Origin of the sequence: Rhodococcus sp. A14 (assembly GCF_011603105.1) — a bacterium.
Lineage (GTDB): Bacteria > Actinomycetota > Actinomycetes > Mycobacteriales > Mycobacteriaceae > Rhodococcus_F > Rhodococcus_F opacus.
Genome location: NZ_JAAOQS010000038.1, coordinates 29,478 through 50,074 on the forward strand (window position 1 = coordinate 29,478; position 20,597 = coordinate 50,074).

The window sequence follows — 20,597 nt, forward strand, 5'->3', positions numbered from 1 at the left end:
GGTGAGACCTCAGTGCACCGTCACCGTCCCGGTCGTGCCGTCGACGGTCAACAACGTGCCCGACTTGATCCGCTTGGTGGCCTGCTCCACCGCGAGAACCGCCGGGATGCCCAGTTCACGACTGACGATGGCCGCGTGACTCAGCGGCGAGCCGACGTTGACCACGACGCCCGCGCAGGTGGTGAACAGCGGCGTCCACCCCGGGTCGGTCTCGGGAGCCACGAGGATCTCGCCGGATTCGAGCTCCTCGGCCTCCGAGGGGTCCATGATCACGCGGGCCACGCCGGTCGCCGAGCCCGGGCAGGCTCCCAGACCCGAGAGGGTCTCGCCCGGACCGGCCACCGGTAGCGCCGACGGCCCGGTCCGCTGCTCCCACGTCGTCGGACTCGGCACGTCACCGGCGACCACGACGAAGGGCGGCTCCCGGCGTTCGAGCTCGGCGATCCACTCCTTGCGCTCAGCGATCACCGACACCACCGACGGATCGTCGATCAGTGCGCTCACCTCGTCGAGCCGCAGCAGCGCCAGGTCGTCGAAGGACTCGAGGACACCTCGGTCGGCGAAGCGCTTGCCCAGCTCCCGCAGCGGGAGGCGGGTCTCGTGCAGCGCCTTGATGAAGTTGGTCTTGCTCAGCTCGCGGGCGGGCATCCACACCGACAGCGCCGCGACCGCGGCCTGCAGCTGGCCCCATCCTTCGGCGTCGTCGGCGAGCCGAACCCTCAGCTCCTCGAGCAGTGCTTCGCGGCCCTGCGACACCTTCTTGCCGGTGGCTTCCGGCGAGCTGTCTTGCGGCAGCTTGCGGAACTGGTTGACGAGGGTCGCCACCATCTCCGGATGCGACTCCCAATCCGGCGGGAAGATGTCCCACTCCTGCGACGAGCGCGAGCCGTACTCGAAGATGAACCCGTCGAACTGCTCGACGAAGGACCTCGCCTCGACCTCACCGCGGCTGCGCAGCCGGTCGAGGACACCGTCGACGCCGACCTCGAACTCCTTGGTGACGAGCTCCGAGGCCGCGGCCAGCCTGCCGATCCGCCACAGCTCGATGGCCGGCGCCGCGGAGGCCACCCCACCCCAGCCGCCCATCAACCGGACACCGAGTGTCGAATCATCGAACCGGCCCAGTGTCTCGTCGAGGAATCCGGTGACGATCGACGACTCGTACATCATCAGCATGTGCTTGCGCAGGAAGTCGGCGGTGTACTCGTCGTTGACCCGGTTCGAGTACGCGACCAGTTCATGGTCGGACATCGCGGAGTAATCGGGCCGGGCTCGACGCAACTCCAGCGCGCGCTGCGCATCCGCCTCGAGGTCGGGACGCGAGGTGGTGCCCATGACCCGGCCGATGCTCGCACCGATCCGCTCGGCATACTGCGGAGCACTGTCACCCGGTTGCTCCACATACTCCGGTGCGCCGGTGCTGGACCCCAGATAGGTGCGGTCCATGAGTTCCGCACTTGCACCGGGCATCCGGACGCCGAACACTCGCTGGATGGACAGGTTGATGTAGATGTAGCCGTGCGCCACACCGATGATGTCGAGCGAGTCCGGACTGAACTCGCAGTCGTCGAAGGCGCCGAAGTCGATGAGCGCCTGGCGCCAGGCGGTCTCCGAGCGCCACCCGCTGATCACGGTCTGCTGCAGCGGCGAGGCGACCATACCGGCCACCTCGCCCGCATTGCCGCGGGTGTAGACCGTGAAGCGCTCGCTCAGGCGACTGTCGACCACCCAGGGCTTGTTGATGTCAACCATTGGTTTTCCGTCTCTCTAGTCAGGTGGCGACTCACCACGACCGCCCGGTCGCGCCCACCGATGCGGTGTTATCTACGCCACACCAGTTTGTCTAACACTAGATTAGTTGTCAATCTACTATTGAGTCTTGGAACACTTCGAGCGCCGGCCCTCGCCCGCAGCTACCGGCCGGCGCTCTTGTGCTTTCATGTCGTTTGCGATCACACCGCGGCGAGGCAATGCCGGGCAGCCACCCGGCCGAAAAACGAACCGCCGCCGAGCATCATGCCGCTGCCATAGCCCTTGGCCGTCTGGATCACACTCGCGGCACAACTTCCGGCCGCATAGAGTCCCGGCACCGGCGCGCCGTTCGCGCCGACGACCCGGGCCTGCTCGTCCACCCGGAGCCCGCCGAGCGAGTGGTAGTGGTACGTCACGACGTCGGCCGAGAGATTGATGGCTGCATACGGGCCGTTCTTCAGCGGGACCAGCCAATCCGGATGCTTGCCGAACCGAGGGTCGCGGCCGACCGCCGCGAACTCGTTGTAATTGTCGAGCGTGCGCTGCAGCGCCCCATCCGGAACACCCAGTCCCGCTTCCATTTCCGGCACCGTCTCCCAACCGTCCACGAGCGCATAGCCGAACTGCTCGGAGAACTGCGGGTAGTCGAAGGTCTCGGAGTCGACGATGAGATACGCCTTGCGATCCGGCTGATCGAAGACGAAGGCGGCGGTCCGGCCGTGATAGCTGTCCTCGGCGACGAACCGCTGGCCGAACTTGTTGACGATGATGCCGCGCACCAGATCTCCGGGCGGGTAGATGCTCGCCGTCGCGTGGATCGCGCCCGGCGACTCGACGTCGGCACCGATCGCCTGGGCCATCTCGATCCCGGACCCGTCACTGGAGTCCTCGCCGATCGGCACACCGTTCTCGAGCAGGAACGGGTAGTCGCGGGCGACCATCTTCTCGTTCATCTGGAATCCGCCGGTGGCCAGCAGAACACCCTTACGAGCACTGGCTGTGTGGTCTTCGCCGTAGCGGCGGAACGTGGCTCCGTCGACCCGGCCCGCAGCGTCGGTCGTGAGATCGAGGACTCGTGCGTCGCCGATCACGCGCACACCCTCGTCTTCGCAGCGCTTCAGCAGCACTTCCATCATCTTCGACCCGGCATTGCCCGACGGACCGTTCACCAGGTGCCCGCGATAAGCCGGCGTCGCGAATTCGCGGTACGGCCAGACCTTTTCGTTACCACTGCTGTAGAGACCCGGGCCCTGGGGCGGGCAGATATGCTTGTCCTTGTACAGCTCCCGGGTGAACGGAACACCCTGCGCCTCCAGCCAATCGAAGTGCTCTGGGCTGCCGTCGCAGTAGCGGCGCAACACAGCCTTGTTCGACACGTTGCAGATCGCGTCCATGAAGCGGTACATCGCGTCCGGGTCGTCGTCGACGCCGAGGTCACGCTGCAGACGGGTGCCACCACCGAGGTAGATCACCCCCTCGGTCATCGCGCTGGTGCCACCACCCGAGGTGGCGCGCTCCAGGATCAGCACATCAGCCCCTCGAGCACGGGCCTCCAGCGCCGCGCAGGCACCGGTCATGCCGAGGCCGACGATCAACAGGTCGCAATCCAGCGACTGGGTATCGCAGTGGGACATTTCTCTCCTCTGAGACGACGGACAAAGCCGCGCGACGGACGCCGACTGCCCGCCGAGGACTCGCCTGGCAGTCCACCGGGCCAGCGCCCGGTGCCGCCGCAAGGAACCGCGGCGGAGGCTGTGGCCGGAATCACATCGACCATTCGTAGACAATAGATCATGCGATTATCCATGTCACGACCTTTTGCAAGAATCGATCCTACCAGGCATGATCCCAGGAAATTCCACGATCGCCGTGCCGTCAACGTCCGCGGAAAGTCGTCGAAGTCCTGGACATGTGATCGCAATCACCCTAGTGTGCTCTACAACTCACTAGTTGATCCGTAGACCTATACCAGGCACTCGCAGTCCCAAGGAGGGCAGCACCATGTCCACAACCGAAACCTCCCTCGATCACCAACTCGCAGACTTCGACCTCTTCGACGACACCTGCTTCGCTCGGATGGACGAGGTGATGGAGCACGCCCGCAGCACCTGCCCGGTGGCCCACACCCGCGCACACGGAGGGATGTACCTGGTCACCACCTTCCCGCTGCTCAAGGAGGTCCTCTCGAATCCGGAGGTCTACTCCTCGACCGAGTCCACACCGCTGCCGAGCCCGGTGCGTCTGCCACCCCTGGATGTGGATCCCCCTCTGCACGAAGACTTCCGGAAGTTCCTCAACCCGTTCTTCACCCGGCCTCACCTGATGAAGTACGAGCCGGTCCTCCGCGATCTCGCCCGCACCGCCATCGAGAAGTTCCTCGACAAGGGGCAGGTTGACTTCATCGACGACTTCGCCATCCCGTTCACCTCGTCGGCCGCCGCGAAGATCGTCTTCGACGAGGACGACCCGTCGCGTCTGCAGCGTGCCGTGAAGGCCGTCGAGCGTATCGTCCGGGAGAACAGTCCGGAGTCCTATCAGGGACTCGCGGTCCTCGCCGCGGAGTATCTCGCCGAACGGGCCGAGACGGCCGACGACGGCAGCATCATCTCCGCCATCGCGAGCGCCACCGTCGACGGTCGCCCGCTCACCATGGAAGAACAAATCGGTGTGGTCACCGTCTTGTTCATCGGCGGACTCGACACCACCCGCGGCGCGATCTCCAACATCGCGGCCACCCTCGCGCACGAACCCGATCTGGAACACCGCCTGCGGCAGAAGAACTGGGTGAAGAACGACCTCGACGAACTGCTGCGGCAGCAGTCACCGGTCCTGGCCCTGCGACGCATCGTGACGCGCGACGTCGTCCTCGGCGACCAGCAACTCACCAAGGGCGACATCCTGATGCTGATGTACTCCTCGGCCAATCGGGACGCCGAGCACTTCCCGGGCGCCGACATCCTCGACTTCGACCGGAAAGACAAGAACCACCTGGCGTTCGGTCACGGGACGCATCGCTGCCTGGGCGCCACCTTCGCCCGGATGCAGATCGACATCGCCTTCGACGAACTACTCGGCCGCATCACCAACGTGCGCCCGTCCGGACCGGACGCCGGACCGATCTATCAGGCCGGCGCCGTGTACGCCCCCACCCGGCTCGCCCTCGCCTTCGATCGCGTCGACAACCCCTGACCCACCCCGAACACCGCTTCAACCAAACAGGAGAACTGAAGTCATGGCATCACGTGCAGCCCAAATTGTCCGCGGCACACTCGGACTCGCTGACGAAGGCATCAACGGCGACCTCACCGACGCCAGCGTGGAGGGTCAGGCCGACCCGTTCCACGAGAACATCGTGGTCCGCGAGGCGGCCGAACTGCCCTACGGCGGCGAATGGAAGGGCAAGGAGGGCCTGCGCGCCCTCATGACCAAGATCCAGTCCCTGGCCAACCTGACCGTCAGCGACATCGACATCTTCGACGTCGACGAGCAGAACGTGATCACCCGCCAGACCGCCACCTTCAAGCGTGACGGCGCCGACGGAACGCTCACCATCCCGATGGTCGAGGTGTACCGCTTCGAGAACGATCAGATCGTCGAGATCGACGTCTACTACAAGGACACCAAGGCGATGGTCGATTACCTGACCCCGTAAACCACAGCCTCCGTTTACCAGCTCGATCAGTCGAAATCGCACACCACGGCTGATCGAGCTGGTGCAGTCGACGACTTAACTGAAGAGATCAGAAACCGACAATGAGCACCACAAGCGTGAACATGCTCGAGCAGATCGAAACTTTTCAGCCCAGCCGGGCAAGATCACTCGCGCAGTGCGAACGCCACTACGTCGAAGTACACAGGCGCTGGGCCTTGGAAGCATTGGCCGCCAGCAAGACTCTTGTGCACTCCACACCACACTTTTCGACGCTCAATGGGACATCTACGGCCGTTTCGAACAGACCTCGGATGTGTGGCGCGCAGCATCGTTGCAGTTCAATCCGCCCGGAGAGGAGTTTCCGTCGGCGCTGCTCGAGATGCTCTCCGAAGATCACACGAAGTTCCTGCGTGACCTGCGCTCCTTCGATGTGCAAGACTCGATCGCCTTCGATCTCACCAGCGGACAGTTGGTTTCGAGCAAGTACCTGGTGATCGTGACTGCCCTTCGGGTTTGGAGAGACCAGCGGCGCTCGCAGAGGCCGACAACCTCACCGACTCGTTGTCCTCGTTGATGAAAGACGCCTATGCGGCACGGCGACTGGTCGTGAATCGTGTGCAGAGCGAGAATGGGACCGCCCCGATCGACGAACCCGGCCAGACACTTACTGGCGAGGTGTTCGATTCCAAACGCCTACTGATGCTTGAGGCCTACTTCGACGACTCACACTGGGGTGACCGATTTTTCGCCCAGCCGGAGGTTTCCGCCTTGGTGCGAAGTTCTTGCTTCGCATCCACGATCTCGATTCACCGCGGCATCGAGCAGACCGGGCATGATCGCCGGAGGTAGCCGGACGGTCTATTTGGTCGCGGCACGCCCTCGTCGATCGAATGTCATCGATGTCCTCAGCGGAGAGGCGGCTCGCCCGGCGTACGACTCACTTCAATAGATTCCGATCAACGACGGGTCGGGGCCCGCGTCCTCGATGCTCCGCCGGCGCCGTCGGGCCGCGCGAAGACCACCACCGACGCTGCACTCACGGAACTGGATGCGTCCTACAGTCTTTCGCGCGCTCTGGCCGGGCGCCAGCAGCCGGCTGGTTGGGCCGACCGTCGCGATGTACCGGGCTCTCCGTGAGGGGATCGAGGCCGGCCCCACCGGCACCAGACTGGCGGCCTTCGCCGACGGCGTCGCCGACACCACGGTACACATGGCGATGCTCCGCTCGATCGTGAGCGGACGGCCAGAGGAAGTGCCCGGCGAAGGTCAACCCCCCGGATCACAAGCGCCCGATCACCGTGTCGGCGATCCGGTGCGCTCAGCCGATCCCCGGCGCCGGCCCGGCGGGGTCAGCTCCCCGACCAATTCCCCTGACGCTTCTCCTTGAAGGCAGTCACGGCCTCGACCGCGTCGTTGCTGCGGTTGGAAAGCGCTTCGAGATAGAAGCCGGTGTCGAGCACCTGGTCGGTGGCCTGCGACAGCACCCGGTTGAGTGCCCGCTTGGTCAGCTGGGTCGCGATCGGGGGCAGGCCCGCCACGTGCGCGGCCAACTCCAGCGCGCGATCGCGGAGCCCGTCGTCCGACTCGACCAGATCGGTGGCCAGCCCAAGCTCGAAGGCCTCGCGACCGGTGAGCGGCTCACCCCAGAGCAGCTTGCGTTTGGCGCGCGCCAGACCGGCGCTCAGCGGCCAGGTGACCGCGCCGCCGTCACCGGCCACCAGACCCATGTGGACGTGCGGATCCGCGAGTTTCGTCGTGGGCGTCACGACCACCGCATCCGAGGTGAACACAAGGCTCGTCGCGACCCCGAAACTGCTTCCCTGCACCGCCGTCACCAGAGGTTTGGGGAAGTCGGCGAAGGCTCGGAACAGCCGACGACCGTCGTCGACGCCGCGGAGCAGCACGGTGAGATCGTCGTGTCCTGCCACGATCGTCTCCATGTCGCCGCCCGCCGAGAAGTGCCGGCCGCTGGAGGTCCACGCGACTGCCCGGACATCGGTGTCACGGGCGAGGTCGATCAGCACCCCCGGCAGTTCGTTGACCAGGGCGTCGTCGAACGCGTTGAGGACCTCGGGACGGTCGAGCCGTAGTTCGGCGACGTGATCGTGCAACTCGACCGTGACTGTCTGATGATTCATGACTCTCCTCGATCGGTACCGGTCAGATTCGTTCCACGATTGTCGCCGTGGCCATCCCGCCGCCGGTGCACATCGTCACCAACCCGGTCGACAGGTCGCGGCGTTCCAGTTCGTCGATGACGGTCTGGAGGAGCATCGCGCCGGTGGCACCGATCGGGTGCCCGAGCGCGATGGCTCCTCCGTTGACGTTGACCCGGTCGGGGTCGATCGCCAAGTCCTTCATGACCTTCAGCGGGACAGCAGCGAAGGCCTCGTTGATCTCCCAGAGGTCGATGTCGGCGACGCTCATCCCGGCCTGACGCAGGCACTGCTCCGACGCCGGTCCGGGTGCGGTGAGCATGATGACCGGCTCGGCACCGAGCACCGCGCCGGTGACGATGCGGGCCCGGGGGGTCAGTCCGTGCGCCCTGGCGTACCGGTCAGAGGCCACGACCACGGCTGCGGCGCCGTCGACGACGCCCGACGAGTTGCCTGCATGATGGACGTGCTGGATCTCGCCGGCGGCCGGGTAGACCGCGCGGGCCATGTCGTCATAGGAGCGGCCCTGATCGTCGCGGGGCTTGGCTCCCGAGCGTTCGAACGACGGCGGCAGCGTGGCCAGCGACTCCGCGGTGGTGCCCGGGCGCGCGTGCTCGTCGCGGTCGAGCAGGACGGTGCCGTCGGCCCCGGTCACCGGAATCAGACTGCGCGCGAAGCGATCCTCCTTGATCGCCGTTGCCGCAAGCTCCTGGCTGCGGGCCGCGAAGGCATCCACGTCCGATCGGCCGAACCCTTCCAGGGTGGCGATGAGATCCGCCGAGATCCCCTGCGGCACCATCGGATACCGCTCACGCAGTACCGGGTTCCCCGCGTCGAGGGGCTGACCGTAGCTGTGCCGGGACATGGATTCGACGCCGCCGGCCACCACGACGTCCTGCCAGCCGGCGAGGACGCCGGTGGCCGCGGCCATGACCGCCTGCTGCCCACCGCCGCAGAAGCGGTTGAGGGTCAGTCCCGGCACACTGACCGGCCAACCCGCCGTGAGCACCGCGGATCGGGCGACGTCATTGGCGTGATCGCCGGCGTGCTCGCCGTTGCCCATGATGACGTCGGCGACGTCCTCGGGGGCCAGGCCGCGTTCGGCGAGCGCGCTCAGCAGACCGCCGAGCAGTTCCTGCGGGTGCACGCCGTGCAGCGCGCCGGACGGTTTGCCTTTGCCGCGCGGGGTGCGCACGCCGTCTATGATCCACGCTTCGGTCATGGCGTCTCCTCAAAATTTCTACGGTGCAACGATTGTCGTCGTCCGGATGGTTGATGTCGGTGCGCTCACAGCGCGATCAGGTCGTGACTCACCGCGCCGGAGCGCAGTGCGGCACCGAGTTCGCGGTGCAGGCCGGGGCCACCGCCGAGCATCGGCTCGAGGGTCAGAGCCCGGCGTAGATAGCGGTGGAAGTCGTGTTCCCAGGTGAAGCCCATGCCGCCGAGAAGCTGCTGACAGCTCCGACGGGCCGCTGCCGAGGCACGTACGGCCGCCGCCTTGGCCAGTGCCGCCGACACCTCGCCACCGTCCTCCCAGGCGGCATCGGCCGCGAGTCGGGCCACCGTGGTCCAGAGCTTCACGTCGGCCAGCTGGTGCTTGACCGCCTGGAAAGACCCGAGGGCCCGGCCGAACTGGTGCCGGGACGCGACATGCTCGACGGTCATCTCCAGCATCTTCTCGCTCACGCCGATCAGTTCGTAGGCCAGCGCCCGACGACCTGCCGCCAGCATCGCCGACCACGCGACATCGGGATCGATGCCGGTCGGCGTGCGCTTCTCGAGAACCGCCGGTGATCCGGTGAGCCGCGCCCACCCGGCCGACGGGTCCAACGGATCACCCGCGACGACACCAGGGTCGTCACACAGCGCGAGGGTGAGTCCGCCGTCGGTCGCCATCAGGACCAGGATCGGGCCATACCCGGTGGCGAGCACCCCGTCGATCTCGACGCGATCTCCGACGAGTCGACCCGGGGCGCGAGTGCTGCCGAGCGCCGGGAGCACCACTCGCAATCCCGTCGGGTCGGCGACACCACCGGCGCGCACCAGAATCGGATCGAGCAGACTGCCCTGCGCCAGCGACCGACCCCAGATCGGCAGCAGCGTGCTCACCGCGATCTGCTCCTGATCGTCGAGGAGTTCCAGCCAGCCGAACTCAGTGATCGCCTTCCGCGCCGCCGCCGGGTCGGCCTCGACCGTCTGACGCAACGCTTCGGTGATCTGGGTGATGTCGTCGTCGTCCATGAAATGTCTCCAACCTCAGCGGGGCAGGCCCAGCAGGCGTTCGGCGATGATGTTGCGCTGAATCTCGGCGGCGCCGCCGTAGATCGACGAGGCGCGGCTGTAGAGGTAGTCGTTGCGCCAGTTCTCGTCGGGGTGTCCGAACACGGTGTCGGCGGACTTGCCGGCCAGGGCCACGTCGAACAGGAACTTCTCGGCCGTCGACATGGCCAGCTTGTCCAGCGAGGTGGTCGAACCCACCGGCTCGTCTGCGGACAATCTGGCCACAGTGCGCCGCGACAGCAGCCGCAGCGCGGTCAGCAGTTCCAGGGACTCGCCGATCGCGTCGTCCCCGACGTCGGCGGCCGGATCGGCGGCGAGCTCGTCGAGCCGCGACCGCAGCCAGATCTGCCGCTGCCACGCCGCGGCGCCCCGCTCACCGGCAAGCACATGCGTGGCCACCGCCCAGCCGCCGTCGACCTCGCCGAGGAGTCGGCCCTCGGGAATGACGACGTTGTCGAAGAACAGTGAGCAGAACTCGTCGTCGCCGTTCATGCTGCGCAAGCGGCTGACCGTGATGCCGGGGGTGTTCATGTCGAGCAGGAACGCCGAGATGCCCCGGTGGCCGGAGTCCGACGGCCCGGTGCGGGCCAGGAGCAGGCACCGGTCGGCGAGCTGCGCCCAGCTGGTCCAGACCTTTTCGCCACAGACCTGCCAGCCGCCGTCGACGCGGACCGCCTGGAGCCGCAGCGAAGCGAGGTCGCTGCCCGCTCCCGGCTCGGAGAAGCCCTGGCACCACGTCTCCTCGCCCTGGAGCAGTCGCGGCAGCGCCACCGCGGCCAGCTCGGCCGGGGCGAACTCGGCGACCGCCGGCCCAAGCACCTCCTGGGTCGCGAAGGAGAACGGTGGCGGATAGCCGGCGTGGGCGAGTTCCTCGCTGATGATGCTGCGCAGGATCCGCCGGCCGCCGAGCCCGCCGGCGGATTCCGGCCAGCCCAACCGGATCCAGCCGGCGTCGTACAGCATCCGCTGCAGTCGGCGGAGCCGGTCGAAGATTTCGGTCAGTTCGCCGCCGGTCTCCCGGAACTGTTCCAGCGGTGCCCGGTTCTCGGCCAGCCACGTCCGGAATCCCGTGCGTGCCTCGGCGACGGTCTCCGGGACCATCAGCGTCTCTACGGTCGTCACGACGCAGCCACCTCGTTGTCTGTGCGGATGCCGGCCAGAGCGGGCATGCAGTCCCAATCGGTCAGTACCTGCTCGGTGTCCTCGCCGGGTAGCCGGGGCGGAGTCGGCTCGGTCGCAGGCGTCCGGGAGAACCGCGGCGCGGGTGCAGGCTGGCGTACCCCTGCGACGTCGACGAAACCTGCACGGGCAGTGGCATGTTCACCATCCGGCGCCTCGTGCGGCGCCAGCACCGGCGACACACAGGCGTCGAGATCGGCGAACACCGCCGACCACTCGTCCCGGGTACGGGAGGCGAAGGCCTCCGCGAACCTGGTGCGCAGATGCGCCCAGCCGTCCCGGTCCAGCTGCCCCGGCAGGGACGGGTCGTCGTCGAGCCCGAGACCGACCAGCAACTGCTCATAGAAGCGGCGTTCCAGCGCTCCCACCGCCATGTGCCCGCCGTCGGCGGTGCGATAGGTGTCGTAGAACGGTGCGCCGCCGTCGAGCAGGTTGGTGCCGCGTTCGTCGGACCAATGGCCCTCTGCCCGCACGCCGTGGACGAAGGCGGTCAGCAGTGCCGCGCCGTCGACCATGGCGGCGTCGACCACCTGCCCCCGACCCGACTGCGAGCGCTCGTGCAGTGCGGCGAGGATGCCCACCGCCAACAGCATCCCGCCACCGCCGAAGTCGCCCACCAGGTTCAGCGGCGGCAGCGGCCGTTGCCCGGCCCGACCGATCGGCTCGAGTGCCCCGGCGACGGCGATGTAGTTGATGTCGTGGCCTGCGCGCGGCGCCAGCGGACCGTCCTGCCCGTAGCCGGTCATCCGGGCGAAGATCAGGGCCGGGTTGAGCTCGGCCAGGACCTCGGGACCCAGACCCAGACGTTCCATGACGCCCGGGCGGAATCCCTCGACGAGGATGTCGGCCCGGGTCGCGAGGCGTCGTACCGTGGCCACCCCCTCGGGGGTCTTGAGATCGGCGACCACCGACCGGCGCGAGCGGACGAGCGGGTCCTTGGGACGACGCGGCGTACGGCCGGGTTTGGCCGGCCGGTCCACCGTGACCACGTCGGCGCCGAAGTCCGCGAGCATCATGCAGGCGAAGGGAGCCGGTGCGGCGCTGGCGATCTCCAGTACCCGCAGTCCGTCGAGTGGGCCGGACATCAGCGACTCCCGTCGATGCCGGCGGTCATGCCGCGGGCGCTTCCAGGACGTGCACCGCGCAGGCCGATGCGAGGCCGATGACGTGGGTCAGACCCACCTTGGCGCCCTCGATCTGCCGGTCACCCGCCTCGCCCCGCAGGTGCGTGGCGACCTCGTACAGGTTGGCGATGCCGGTGGCGCCGATGGGATGGCCCTTGGACAGCAGGCCGCCCGACACGTTCACCGGAATCCGGCCGTCGCGCAGCGGCGCGCCGGAGTCGATGAAGTCGCCGGCACCGCCGGGCTCGCAGAGCCGCAGGTTGTCGTAGTGGATGAGTTCGGCGGTGGCGAAACAGTCGTGCAGTTCCACCAGGTCGAGATCCTCGGGGCCGATTCCGGCGGCCTCGTAGGCCTGGTCGGCGGCCAGTCGGGTCAGGGTGTTGACATCGGGCTGGACCTGGCCACCGTCCGCCCACGGGTCCGAGGTCATCACCGAGGCGCTGATCTTGATCGCCCGACGTCGCACGTCGGGGTCGAGGGTCTTGAGCTTCGCATCCGAGACCAGCACCACCGCGGCGGCGCCGTCGCCGGTCGGGCAGCACATCGGCAGCGTGTTGGGGTAGCCGATCACCTCGGCGCCGAGTACCTCGTCGAGGGAGAACTCCTTGCGGTACTGGGCGAGCGGGTTGAGTGTCGAGTGGAGATGGTTCTTCACCGCGACCTTGGCGAACTGCTCGGTGGTGACACCGTGCGCGAGTGCGTATTCGGTGCCCGCCTGGGCGAAGACACCCGGCATCAGGCCGGTACCGAGCAGACCCTCGGTTTTCACCACGGCGCCGTAACGACCCTTGGGCGTGAAGATCTTCTTGTCGCCGGCCTTGCGGGCAGCTCCGCCGAGCATGCCCATCTTGCCCATCTTCTCGACGCCCACGGCGAGGGCCATGTCGCATTCACCGGCCTTGATGCCCATCATCGCCACACGCACCGCGGTCGCGCCGGTGGCACAGGCGTTGACCACGTTGTAGACGGGGATACCGGTCTGGCCGATCTGCTTCTGCAACCGCTGACCGTTGTGCGAGTTGGCCTCGTAGACGTTGCCCATCGTGAGCATCCCCATGTCGGCCATGCCCTGCCCCGAGTCGGCGAGGGCGTCGAGGGAGGCCGTCGACGCCAGATCCAGCAGATCCTGGTCGGCGAAGCGGCCGAACTTCGTCATCGATGCGCCGATGATCCACACGTTGTCACTCATGGTCATGCTCCGATCGGTTCGAATCCGAAGGCGACGACGACGGTGCCGTCGTCGTCGACGGAGGCCTCGAAGGTCGCCAATCGGACCTTCATCTCGGGTTGGATCACTTCGGGATCGGTGACACCCAGCAGGTTCGCCTTGACGATCCCGCCACCCTCGAGTTCCACGACGGCCGAGGTGAACGGGCCGTTCTTCGCACCGCGCTCGACGATCGTGTAGGCGCGCAGCACGCCTTCGGTGGCCAGCGGGCGGGTGCCGAACTCCGTGGCAAAGCACTTGGCGCAGGCGTTGCGCCGGTCAAAGTAGAGGGCGCCGCACTGTGCACAGGCCTGCGCGACCAGGTGTGGCTCATCGCCCAGCACCAGGTAATCCACCGCTGGAATGGTCTGCGTCATCTCACGCCTTCCGGGGTCGGGCCGGGCCCGGCAGGACCTAGCCAACTAAATAATAGAGTACTAGAGTATTTACTACACGACCATCTGGATGACAACCGCCCCGAGGAGACGTCATGTCCGACTCACAGCCCTTCGACCCCGCAGCGATCGGCGCCAGATCCGCCCCCAAGACGGTCCGCTGGACCTCGCGCGACTGCATGCTCTATGCACTGGGTGTGGGCGCGGGCACCGCCGATCTACAGTTCACGACCGACAACACCAAGGGCGTCGAGCAGCGTATGGTCCCGACGATGCCGGTCACGCTCGGCGTCGACTTCAGCGTCCTCAAGCAGGCCGGCCGATTCGACTGGGCAAAGCTGCTCCACGCCGATCAGCGAGTCGAGATCCTCGGCGACATCCCCGTCGAGGGCGAGGCGCAGGCGGTCACCGAGATCACCGAAATGTGGGACAAGGACAAGGCCGCGCTGATCGTCGCGCAGACCACCGGCACCGATGCCGACGGCCGCGTGCTGTGGCGCAGTTCGGCCGGCCTATTCATCCGTGGGGTCGGCGGCTGGGGCGGCGCGCGCGGACCGGCAGAGTCGGCCGGAAAGTCGACCGAGGCACCCACCGACGACAGCAGGATCACCACGCTGACCTACGAGACCCACCCGGATCAGGCGCTGATCTACCGCCTGTCCGGCGACCGCAACCCGCTGCACTCCGACCCGGCGTTCGCCGCACGGGCCGGACTGGACCACCCGATCCTGCACGGGCTGTGCACCTTCGGCTTCGCCGGGCGTGCCGCGCTCGCGGTGGCGGGCAAGGACGCGACCCTGCGGTCGATGTCGGCACGATTCGCCGGCCCCGTCTGGCCCGGCGATACCCTGACCGTCGACCTGTGGCATCGCGACGACACGACGGTCGGCTTCCGGATGCGCGGCCGCGACGACAAAGAGGTCCTCACCGGCGGCCTGGCGAGTGTGGGTTGATCGGCATGAAGACACCTGGCTGGCAGCCCCTGCTCGACCGGATCTCCGCCGAGTCCGACCCGGTCCGCCTGCGCAACCTCGAGGTGGTCGCGCGGCATGTCGTGGAAGAGGTGGCCGGGAACATGCCCGCCCTCATGGCGACTCTCGTCCCGCATCCCGAATACCGGGTGTGGGGAGCCTCCGACAGCGTCGGCCCGTCCGGCCGCGACGAGGTGGTGCAGTGGTACACCGCACTTGAGGCAGCCGACCGCAACCGGCTCGACTACGTGATCCACCGGGTGGTGGTCGACGAATCGTGCGTCGTCACCGAGGGTGACTTCCAGTACGCCATCCTCGGCCGGGGTCTGGGCGGCGCCACCGCGACCGAAGCCGGTGAGACCATCCGCCCGGACGACTACCACCTGGTCACCCACCGCACCACCGTCCTGTGGCCGATCTCGTCGGACGGACTGATCGAAGGCGAGCACATCTACGCCGGTGAGCGCCATCGAATCCGGCGTCGGTTGGAGTCGGGCGAGTTGCCGCACCTGGGCCCGGCCACCCGCGCCGGGTGATCAGACGCACGGTGATCACACGCACCGTGTCATCAGACGCACCGGTTGATCAGATCAGGACGACCGCCGCCGGAAGATCCCGGCGGCGGTCGTCCTCGGTCGTGCTCCGCGATCAGGCGAGCAGCTTGGGCATCCGCTCCCCGATGAGCGCCTCCGCCTCGGCGACGATGGAGCCGACCACCTCGCGACAGCTGCGCACCTCGTCGATGAGACCCTGCGCCTGGCCTGCCCACCACATGCCGCCGTCCATGTTTCCCTCGGCCAGCACCTCGCGTCGGCCGCGCTCACCCGACGCCAGGTGGGCCACGTCGGCGAACGTCGCACCGGGACGCGCCGAGATGGCCGCGATCTCTTCGGAGACCGCGTTGCGGGCGACCCGTGCGGTGTTGCGGAACTCCCGGAACACGAGAATCGTCGACCGCTCGTCGTTCGCCACGATCTGCTGTTTGACGTTCTCGTGCACCGGCGCCTCGGTGGTGGCCACGAATCGGGTGCCCATGTTGATCGCGTCGGCGCCCAACGCGAGCGCGGCGACGAGGCCTGCGCCGTTGGCGAAACCCCCGGAGGCGACGATCGGGATCGACAACGAGCGCGCCGCCGCGTTGATGAGGACCAGACCGGGCACGTCGTCGTCGCCGGGATGTCCGGCGCATTCGAAGCCGTCGATGCTGATGGCGTCGACCCCGACCCGCTCGGCCTTGAGGGCATGCCGAATGGCCACTGCCTTGTGGACGACCTTCACCCCGGCCGCCTTGAAGGCGGGCATGTGCGGTTCCGGGTTGGCGCCTGCGGTCTCGACGATCGAGACCCCGCCCTCGATGATCGCGTCGCGGTACTCGTCGTAGGGCACCGGATCCACCGTCGGCAGGATGGTGAGGTTGACGCCGAACGGCTTGTCGGTGAGGTCGCGCACCCGGCCGATCTCCGCGGCCAGCGCCTCGGGGGTCGGCTGCGTCAGGGCGGTGAGGAAGCCGAGCGCTCCGGCCTCGGCCACGGCCGCGATGAGTTCGGCCTTGCCCACGGCCGTCATGCCGCCGCAGACGATCGGGTGGTCGACTCCGAAGATGTCGGTGAAGCGTGTCTTGATCACAGCAAAACTCCCTACAACAGAACGATTTCGGGCCGTTGGCGCGGTCCGGCAAGAGCGAGAAGAACGTCGGCGGTCAGAAGCTGCCGGTGTCGAACCAGCGCTCGAGTTGCTCGCGTCGGTCGTCGTTGACGTACTCGATCCGGGTGTGGGTCACGGTGCTTGTGGCGTAGATGGCCGAGATCTCCCCCGTCGACCGCCACAGCACTGCCTCGACGGTGATCAGCGGGTCGGCGTCGAGGGACTCGAGCCGCCGCGCGATGTCGGACTCCCAGACCCCGACATGATGCAACCCGATCCGTTCTGCCGCATAGATACCCGTGCCGTGGGCGGCGATCAGCTCGAGCCGGTGCGGGCCGGTCCGGCTGTAGGTCACCGTCAGCTCCATCGGCCCTTCGGTGCCGGCGATCCGGTCGTCGAACCGGGACACGGTGAGCGTCGTCGGGGTGTTGAACTCGTAAGAGATCTCACCGTTCAGACCGGCCATGGCCTTGCCGAGGTCGTCGACGAGAATGCCGGAGTGATAGGGGATCTGGGCAGCCATCAGGGACTCGTTTCGTCGGTTGGTGCGGGTCGCAGGTCACGCCGGGCGGTCGGCCACCCAGTGCAGTGCGTTGTGCAGCAGTCGCTGGAACGACGGATTGCCGTACGCCGACGGTCCGTCGCCGAACTGGAGGTAGACGATGCGGCTGCGGTCGTGCGGGCGTTCCCACGCCACCACGCCTGCGCCGGGCTCGTGGTGCCAACCGTCGTTGGTGTCGCGTCGGCCCAGAACCGCGTTCCAGGTGGACCAGTGGTTGTCGACGGTCAGTGCCGAACGCGTCGTCAGCAGCGGCCGGATGTCCGGCGAGACCTCGCACAGATAGGTCTCGTCGGTGATCTCGAAGCCGTCGACGAGTCCGGCGGTGACCGGATGAACGGGGTCGGTGACCGAGATCGTCTGGTTCACCTCGTGGCGGTACCCCGAATCCGGGGCGTCCTCGTCCCGCAGGAAGCGGAATCGTCCGCCCATGACGCCGGCGTACTCCGGCCAGGTCGGCCAGGAGGCCAGGGCATGGTGCACGAACACGAAGCCGTGCCCCCGCTCGACGGCAGCCAGGAAGTTCCGCCGGAACTCCGCCGACGGCTCGTGCAGGTCTGGTGGGCTGTGGTCGGGATGGAAGGTGTAGCCGGGCATGTCGTACATGAGGTACGCATCCCATTCGGCGGCGATTTCGGGGCGGAAGAAGGCTTCCGCGGCAGGTTGCTCCGCCTGACTGACCGCGAGGCCGTCCAGACCGTCGAGCATCGCCGCGAATCCGTTGCGCTCGAACTTGTGCCCCCGGGTGACCGCGAGTACCCGCTTGTCGTTCTCAGCCATAGGACTTGGCGCCCATCACTTCTCGGCCATCCGGTGGATACCGCGGTCGGCGGCCACCCATCCGGTCAGCTGCGGGTCGGCACCGATCTTGTCGCCGGAGACCCAGCGGCCGTCCGCGGCGAAGACGGCAACCTTGCCGTCACGCTGCGTGACCTGGACTCGCCGCTCACCGAGTGGCTCGTAGAGTGCACCGCTGTAGGGATGTCGCAGTCCGTGCATGTCAGTCCTCCTCCATATAGGCGTCCATCAGCTGATGCATCCAGCGGATGTTGTCCTCCTGGTACTGCGCGAAGGTGACCGTCTTCTTGGAGGCGGCCTCCATGCCGTACTGGACCTTCTCCATGTTGTAGACATCCTGGTCGAGGATGTTCCCGACCAGCCCCAGCTCCGACCGGCTACCGAACGAGGTGTCGGCGTCGAGCTTGATCTCCTCGGCCGGCGGCGGCCGCTCACCGGTGTACGGCCCGATCAGGAAGACGTCCATGATCGACTCGCGATGGTTGTCGCCGTATGGCCGGAACCGGTAACAGAGCCGGTGCACGCCGCCCCACGGCATCATGTTCGGGAAAACGGTGTAGGTGAAGTTGTCCACCAGTTCGCAATCGGCCCAGTCGTCGATCTCGTCGCCGATCAGACCCCGCCACTTCTCGCGCGAGTTGCGGACCACGAAGTCACGCGCGGTCTCGCCATCGAGGGGGTGGACCGGCAGCTCTTCGTCGACGCGGACGTCCATGGTCGCCTTGAGCATCTCCTCGGTCGTGGGATCGCCGAGGGTCATCGGGCCGACGACCTCCGACGGGGTGACGAACCGGGCGAAGTTGTCGTAGCAGTCGACCTGGCACACCCCGAAGGCCGCGTAGGGCACGGTCTGCGGATGGGTCGCCGCGGCGTGCCAGCACTCCATGTACGCCTCCTGCGCGACCTTCCAGTTGCAGCGCAGGACCTTTGACACATGGGCCTGGATGTAGCGGTCCTCGAGCTTCCACTTGGCGAAGTGATCGGTCAGCTCACCCAGGTAGTCGTCGAGCGGCTCGGCGTCGGGATCGGGGTTGATGAACACGAAACCCGCCCAGGTGCCGACGCTCACCGCAGGCAGCGAGAAATCGTCTTTCTCGACGTGCGGGAATTCCCAGGGGGCCGGGATCTGCTTCAGTGCCCCGTCGAGGTCCCAGCTCATGCCGTGGAAGGAACAGCGGATCTCCGAGCACCAGCCGTCGAAGTCCTTCAGCTGGCGACCCCGGTGCAGACAGGCGTTGGGATAGGCCCGGATGGTGTCCGGCGCCGATCGGATCACCAGGTACTGCAGGTCGGCCACGGTGTAGACGATGTGGTCGCCGACGTCCGGGATGTTCTCCTCCCGGCAGACGAACTGCCACGTCCGCTTCCACACCCGATCCTTCTCACGGAGATGCCACTCGCGGCTGGTGTACCGCTCGATCGACGCCTCGGTCCACGAGAACTCACCCCGGTTCTCCTGCCGAATATGTTTGGGCACTTCATGTGTGTCCAAATCGAGCACGTCCTGGTAGGACAACAGCCGATCCCCGACATCCAACCGCTCGCCCATGACTCCTCCACTTCCCGACTTGTCTGTGTTTCCAGTTCCGAAAGGCCCGGATTCAGTGCTGCACCCGGGACAACAGGCCTCCGTCGACCACGAGGTTCACGCCGGTACAGAACGCCGCGCGACGACTGACCAGGAAGGCCACGCCGTGTGCGACGTCGTCGACGGTGCCCAGCCGACCGAGCGGCACCCGGTCGACGACGGTCTGATAGGTCTCCGGCCGAGCCTGCCGGACCGTGTCCCAGGCACCGCCCGCGAACTCGATCGGCCCCGGTGAGACCGTGTTGACCCGGATGCCCTCGGCGGCCCAGCTGCGGGCGAGTGCCGATGCGTGGTGCAGGACGGCCGCTTTGATGGCGCCGAACGAGTTGGGTCCGGACGGGAGATCGACGTCGAGGGCACTGGTCGAGCTGATCGCGACCGCCGAACCCGCATCGGACTGCGCGAGATGCGGACGGGCGGCGTCGGCGAGGATCGCAAACGCCTGCAGATCGCCGCGTGCACTGGTCACCCAGGCGTCATCGCCCTTGACGCTTCCCGGCGATGCGTTGGAGATCAGGATGTCCACTCCGCCGAGCGCGTCGGCCGCGGCGCCGATGAAGCTGCGCGCCGCGTCGGGATCTGCGACATCCACCGACAGCGGGTGGGCTTCGGCCCCTGACTTCCGCAGCCCCTCGGCCGCTTCTGTCAGCGGCCCTTCGCTGCGGGCACCGATCACGAGCCGGCACCCTTCGGCGGCGAGAACCTCCGCGATACGCAGGCCGATTCCGCGACTCGCGCCGGTGATCACCGCGCGCATTCCGTTCAGACCGAGATCCATGGTCGCCCTTTCATCTGGTGTCCTAAGTATTCCATAATTAGATTATTTATGTCTAGAGTAAAGGCGTCCGACACCCCTCATCGAAAGCGGAGAATCCCGTGACCATCGTTCTCTCCAAGCCCGTCGTCGACTTCGGCATCGTGACCACGAACCCCGATCGGATGACCGAGTTCTACGGCACGACGATGGGCCTCCCCCAGCTCGATCCGATTCGAATGGACGGCTTCTCGATCAGCCGGTTCCAGCTCGGCGACACCGTATTGAAGGTCCTCGTCTACGACGCCGAACCCACGGCGACCGCCGCCATCGGCGGTATCGGCAACGGCACCGGCATCCGGTATCTCACCATCTCGGTGGCGAATCTGTCCGAACTCCTCGAGGCCTGCCGCACATCGGACACGGGATCGGTGGTCGACGAACCGGTCGAGGTCCGCCCCGGCGCCTGGATCGCCTTCGTCGCGGACCCCGACGGCAACATCATCGAGCTGGTGCAGCGCGGCGGCACTCTCTGAGG

At 67.1% G+C, this 20,597-nt stretch carries 21 protein-coding genes; 5 read left to right on the forward strand and 16 right to left on the reverse strand.

The genetic code is table 11. The features are described from left to right. Nucleotides 1-9: 9 nt before the first annotated feature. Nucleotides 10-1,752 (reverse strand): PEP-utilizing enzyme, encoded by a 1,743-nt coding sequence (locus tag G9373_RS47710; protein ID WP_167116574.1) that lies wholly within the window; start codon nt 1,750-1,752, stop codon nt 10-12. A gap of 200 nt (nt 1,753-1,952) precedes the next feature. Continuing rightward, nucleotides 1,953-3,386: an FAD-dependent oxidoreductase gene (locus tag G9373_RS20740; RefSeq protein ID WP_167116577.1), complete on the reverse strand. Its 1,434-nt coding sequence runs from the start codon at nt 3,384-3,386 to the stop codon at nt 1,953-1,955. A 367-nt stretch (nt 3,387-3,753) separates the two neighbouring features. Between G9373_RS20740 and G9373_RS20745 the strand changes: the two genes are divergently transcribed. Both G9373_RS20745 and G9373_RS20750 read left to right on the forward strand, forming a co-directional pair. Next, the gene (locus G9373_RS20745) at nt 3,754-4,941 is read left to right on the forward strand and encodes a cytochrome P450 (RefSeq protein ID WP_167116580.1); all 1,188 of its coding nucleotides are present in this window, start codon (nt 3,754-3,756) and stop codon (nt 4,939-4,941) included. 43 nt (nt 4,942-4,984) lie between these two features. Continuing rightward, a complete protein-coding gene (locus tag G9373_RS20750) occupies nt 4,985-5,404 on the forward strand; it encodes a nuclear transport factor 2 family protein (protein WP_167116583.1) in 420 nt (139 codons plus the stop codon). Between the two features lie 942 nt (nt 5,405-6,346). Here G9373_RS20750 and G9373_RS20755 read toward each other — a convergent pair. From G9373_RS20755 to G9373_RS20790, 8 genes are all read right to left on the reverse strand, one after another. Next, on the reverse strand, nt 6,347-6,616 hold the full coding sequence (locus G9373_RS20755) for a hypothetical protein (protein WP_167116586.1): 270 nt from the start codon (nt 6,614-6,616) through the stop codon (nt 6,347-6,349). Between the two features lie 137 nt (nt 6,617-6,753). Next, nucleotides 6,754-7,542 carry an enoyl-CoA hydratase/isomerase family protein gene (locus G9373_RS20760; protein WP_167116590.1) on the reverse strand — a complete coding sequence of 263 codons (789 nt, stop codon included), beginning with the start codon at nt 7,540-7,542 and terminating at the stop codon, nt 6,754-6,756. 22 nt (nt 7,543-7,564) lie between these two features. Continuing rightward, complete coding sequence (locus tag G9373_RS20765; protein ID WP_167116594.1) at nt 7,565-8,782, reverse strand: acetyl-CoA C-acetyltransferase; 1,218 nt, start codon at nt 8,780-8,782, stop codon at nt 7,565-7,567. A gap of 65 nt (nt 8,783-8,847) precedes the next feature. Then, nucleotides 8,848-9,801: an acyl-CoA dehydrogenase family protein gene (locus G9373_RS20770; protein ID WP_167116597.1), complete on the reverse strand. Its 954-nt coding sequence runs from the start codon at nt 9,799-9,801 to the stop codon at nt 8,848-8,850. 15 nt (nt 9,802-9,816) lie between these two features. Then, entirely contained in the window at nt 9,817-10,962 is a 1,146-nt protein-coding gene (locus tag G9373_RS20775) for an acyl-CoA dehydrogenase family protein (protein ID WP_167116600.1), read from the reverse strand. Further along, nucleotides 10,959-12,104: a CaiB/BaiF CoA-transferase family protein gene (locus G9373_RS20780; protein ID WP_133987193.1), complete on the reverse strand. Its 1,146-nt coding sequence runs from the start codon at nt 12,102-12,104 to the stop codon at nt 10,959-10,961. The genes G9373_RS20775 and G9373_RS20780 overlap by 4 nt, the downstream gene beginning before the upstream one ends. A gap of 25 nt (nt 12,105-12,129) precedes the next feature. Further along, entirely contained in the window at nt 12,130-13,338 is a 1,209-nt protein-coding gene (locus G9373_RS20785) for a thiolase family protein (RefSeq protein WP_206032424.1), read from the reverse strand. Further along, the gene (locus tag G9373_RS20790; protein WP_167116606.1) at nt 13,335-13,727 is read right to left on the reverse strand and encodes an OB-fold domain-containing protein; all 393 of its coding nucleotides are present in this window, start codon (nt 13,725-13,727) and stop codon (nt 13,335-13,337) included. Before G9373_RS20790 ends, G9373_RS20785 begins: the two co-directional genes overlap by 4 nt. A 113-nt stretch (nt 13,728-13,840) precedes the next feature. Here G9373_RS20790 and G9373_RS20795 point away from each other — a divergent pair, with 113 nt between their 5' ends. Together G9373_RS20795 and G9373_RS20800 are read left to right on the forward strand one after the other, a co-directional pair. After that, nucleotides 13,841-14,698, forward strand: a complete 858-nt coding sequence (locus tag G9373_RS20795) for a MaoC family dehydratase (protein WP_133987199.1) — start codon at nt 13,841-13,843, stop codon at nt 14,696-14,698. Between the two features lie 5 nt (nt 14,699-14,703). Further along, complete coding sequence (locus G9373_RS20800) at nt 14,704-15,252, forward strand: nuclear transport factor 2 family protein (RefSeq protein ID WP_167116609.1); 549 nt, start codon at nt 14,704-14,706, stop codon at nt 15,250-15,252. Between the two features lie 112 nt (nt 15,253-15,364). Here G9373_RS20800 and G9373_RS20805 read toward each other — a convergent pair whose 3' ends face one another. The 6 genes from G9373_RS20805 to G9373_RS20830 form a co-directional block, all read right to left on the reverse strand. Beyond that, nucleotides 15,365-16,342 carry a nitronate monooxygenase family protein gene (locus G9373_RS20805; RefSeq protein WP_133987203.1) on the reverse strand — a complete coding sequence of 326 codons (978 nt, stop codon included), beginning with the start codon at nt 16,340-16,342 and terminating at the stop codon, nt 15,365-15,367. A gap of 73 nt (nt 16,343-16,415) precedes the next feature. Further along, nucleotides 16,416-16,883 (reverse strand): VOC family protein, encoded by a 468-nt coding sequence (locus tag G9373_RS20810; protein WP_167116612.1) that lies wholly within the window; start codon nt 16,881-16,883, stop codon nt 16,416-16,418. 36 nt (nt 16,884-16,919) lie between these two features. Further along, nucleotides 16,920-17,699 carry a ThuA domain-containing protein gene (locus G9373_RS20815; protein WP_133987207.1) on the reverse strand — a complete coding sequence of 260 codons (780 nt, stop codon included), beginning with the start codon at nt 17,697-17,699 and terminating at the stop codon, nt 16,920-16,922. Nucleotides 17,700-17,714: 15 nt separating this feature from the next. Then, nucleotides 17,715-17,918, reverse strand: a complete 204-nt coding sequence (locus tag G9373_RS20820) for a transposase (RefSeq protein WP_133987209.1) — start codon at nt 17,916-17,918, stop codon at nt 17,715-17,717. Nucleotide 17,919: 1 nt separating this feature from the next. Next, complete coding sequence (locus G9373_RS20825) at nt 17,920-19,266, reverse strand: aromatic ring-hydroxylating dioxygenase subunit alpha (protein ID WP_167116614.1); 1,347 nt, start codon at nt 19,264-19,266, stop codon at nt 17,920-17,922. Between the two features lie 52 nt (nt 19,267-19,318). After that, nucleotides 19,319-20,083 (reverse strand): SDR family oxidoreductase, encoded by a 765-nt coding sequence (locus tag G9373_RS20830; RefSeq protein WP_167116617.1) that lies wholly within the window; start codon nt 20,081-20,083, stop codon nt 19,319-19,321. A gap of 98 nt (nt 20,084-20,181) precedes the next feature. Between G9373_RS20830 and G9373_RS20835 the strand changes: the two genes are divergently transcribed. Then, complete coding sequence (locus G9373_RS20835) at nt 20,182-20,595, forward strand: VOC family protein (protein ID WP_167116620.1); 414 nt, start codon at nt 20,182-20,184, stop codon at nt 20,593-20,595. Nucleotides 20,596-20,597 lie beyond the last annotated feature (2 nt).

Bases quoted from the DNA above. Each gene is read 5' to 3' on its own strand.
- G9373_RS47710 (WP_167116574.1), bottom strand. From the start codon at position 1,752: ATGGTTGACATCAACAAGCCCTGGGTGGTCGACAGTCGCCTGAGCGAG.
- G9373_RS20740 (WP_167116577.1), bottom strand. From the start codon at position 3,386: ATGTCCCACTGCGATACCCAGTCGCTGGATTGCGACCTGTTGATCGTC.
- G9373_RS20745 (WP_167116580.1), top strand. From the start codon at position 3,754: ATGTCCACAACCGAAACCTCCCTCGATCACCAACTCGCAGACTTCGAC.
- G9373_RS20750 (WP_167116583.1), top strand. From the start codon at position 4,985: ATGGCATCACGTGCAGCCCAAATTGTCCGCGGCACACTCGGACTCGCT.
- G9373_RS20755 (WP_167116586.1), bottom strand. From the start codon at position 6,616: ATGTGTACCGTGGTGTCGGCGACGCCGTCGGCGAAGGCCGCCAGTCTG.
- G9373_RS20760 (WP_167116590.1), bottom strand. From the start codon at position 7,542: ATGAATCATCAGACAGTCACGGTCGAGTTGCACGATCACGTCGCCGAA.
- G9373_RS20765 (WP_167116594.1), bottom strand. From the start codon at position 8,782: ATGACCGAAGCGTGGATCATAGACGGCGTGCGCACCCCGCGCGGCAAA.
- G9373_RS20770 (WP_167116597.1), bottom strand. From the start codon at position 9,801: ATGGACGACGACGACATCACCCAGATCACCGAAGCGTTGCGTCAGACG.
- G9373_RS20780 (WP_133987193.1), bottom strand. From the start codon at position 12,104: ATGTCCGGCCCACTCGACGGACTGCGGGTACTGGAGATCGCCAGCGCC.
- G9373_RS20785 (WP_206032424.1), bottom strand. From the start codon at position 13,338: ATGACCATGAGTGACAACGTGTGGATCATCGGCGCATCGATGACGAAG.
- G9373_RS20790 (WP_167116606.1), bottom strand. From the start codon at position 13,727: ATGACGCAGACCATTCCAGCGGTGGATTACCTGGTGCTGGGCGATGAG.
- G9373_RS20795 (WP_133987199.1), top strand. From the start codon at position 13,841: ATGTCCGACTCACAGCCCTTCGACCCCGCAGCGATCGGCGCCAGATCC.
- G9373_RS20800 (WP_167116609.1), top strand. From the start codon at position 14,704: ATGAAGACACCTGGCTGGCAGCCCCTGCTCGACCGGATCTCCGCCGAG.
- G9373_RS20810 (WP_167116612.1), bottom strand. From the start codon at position 16,883: ATGGCTGCCCAGATCCCCTATCACTCCGGCATTCTCGTCGACGACCTC.
- G9373_RS20815 (WP_133987207.1), bottom strand. From the start codon at position 17,699: ATGGCTGAGAACGACAAGCGGGTACTCGCGGTCACCCGGGGGCACAAG.
- G9373_RS20820 (WP_133987209.1), bottom strand. From the start codon at position 17,918: ATGCACGGACTGCGACATCCCTACAGCGGTGCACTCTACGAGCCACTC.
- G9373_RS20825 (WP_167116614.1), bottom strand. From the start codon at position 19,266: ATGGGCGAGCGGTTGGATGTCGGGGATCGGCTGTTGTCCTACCAGGAC.
- G9373_RS20830 (WP_167116617.1), bottom strand. From the start codon at position 20,083: ATGGATCTCGGTCTGAACGGAATGCGCGCGGTGATCACCGGCGCGAGT.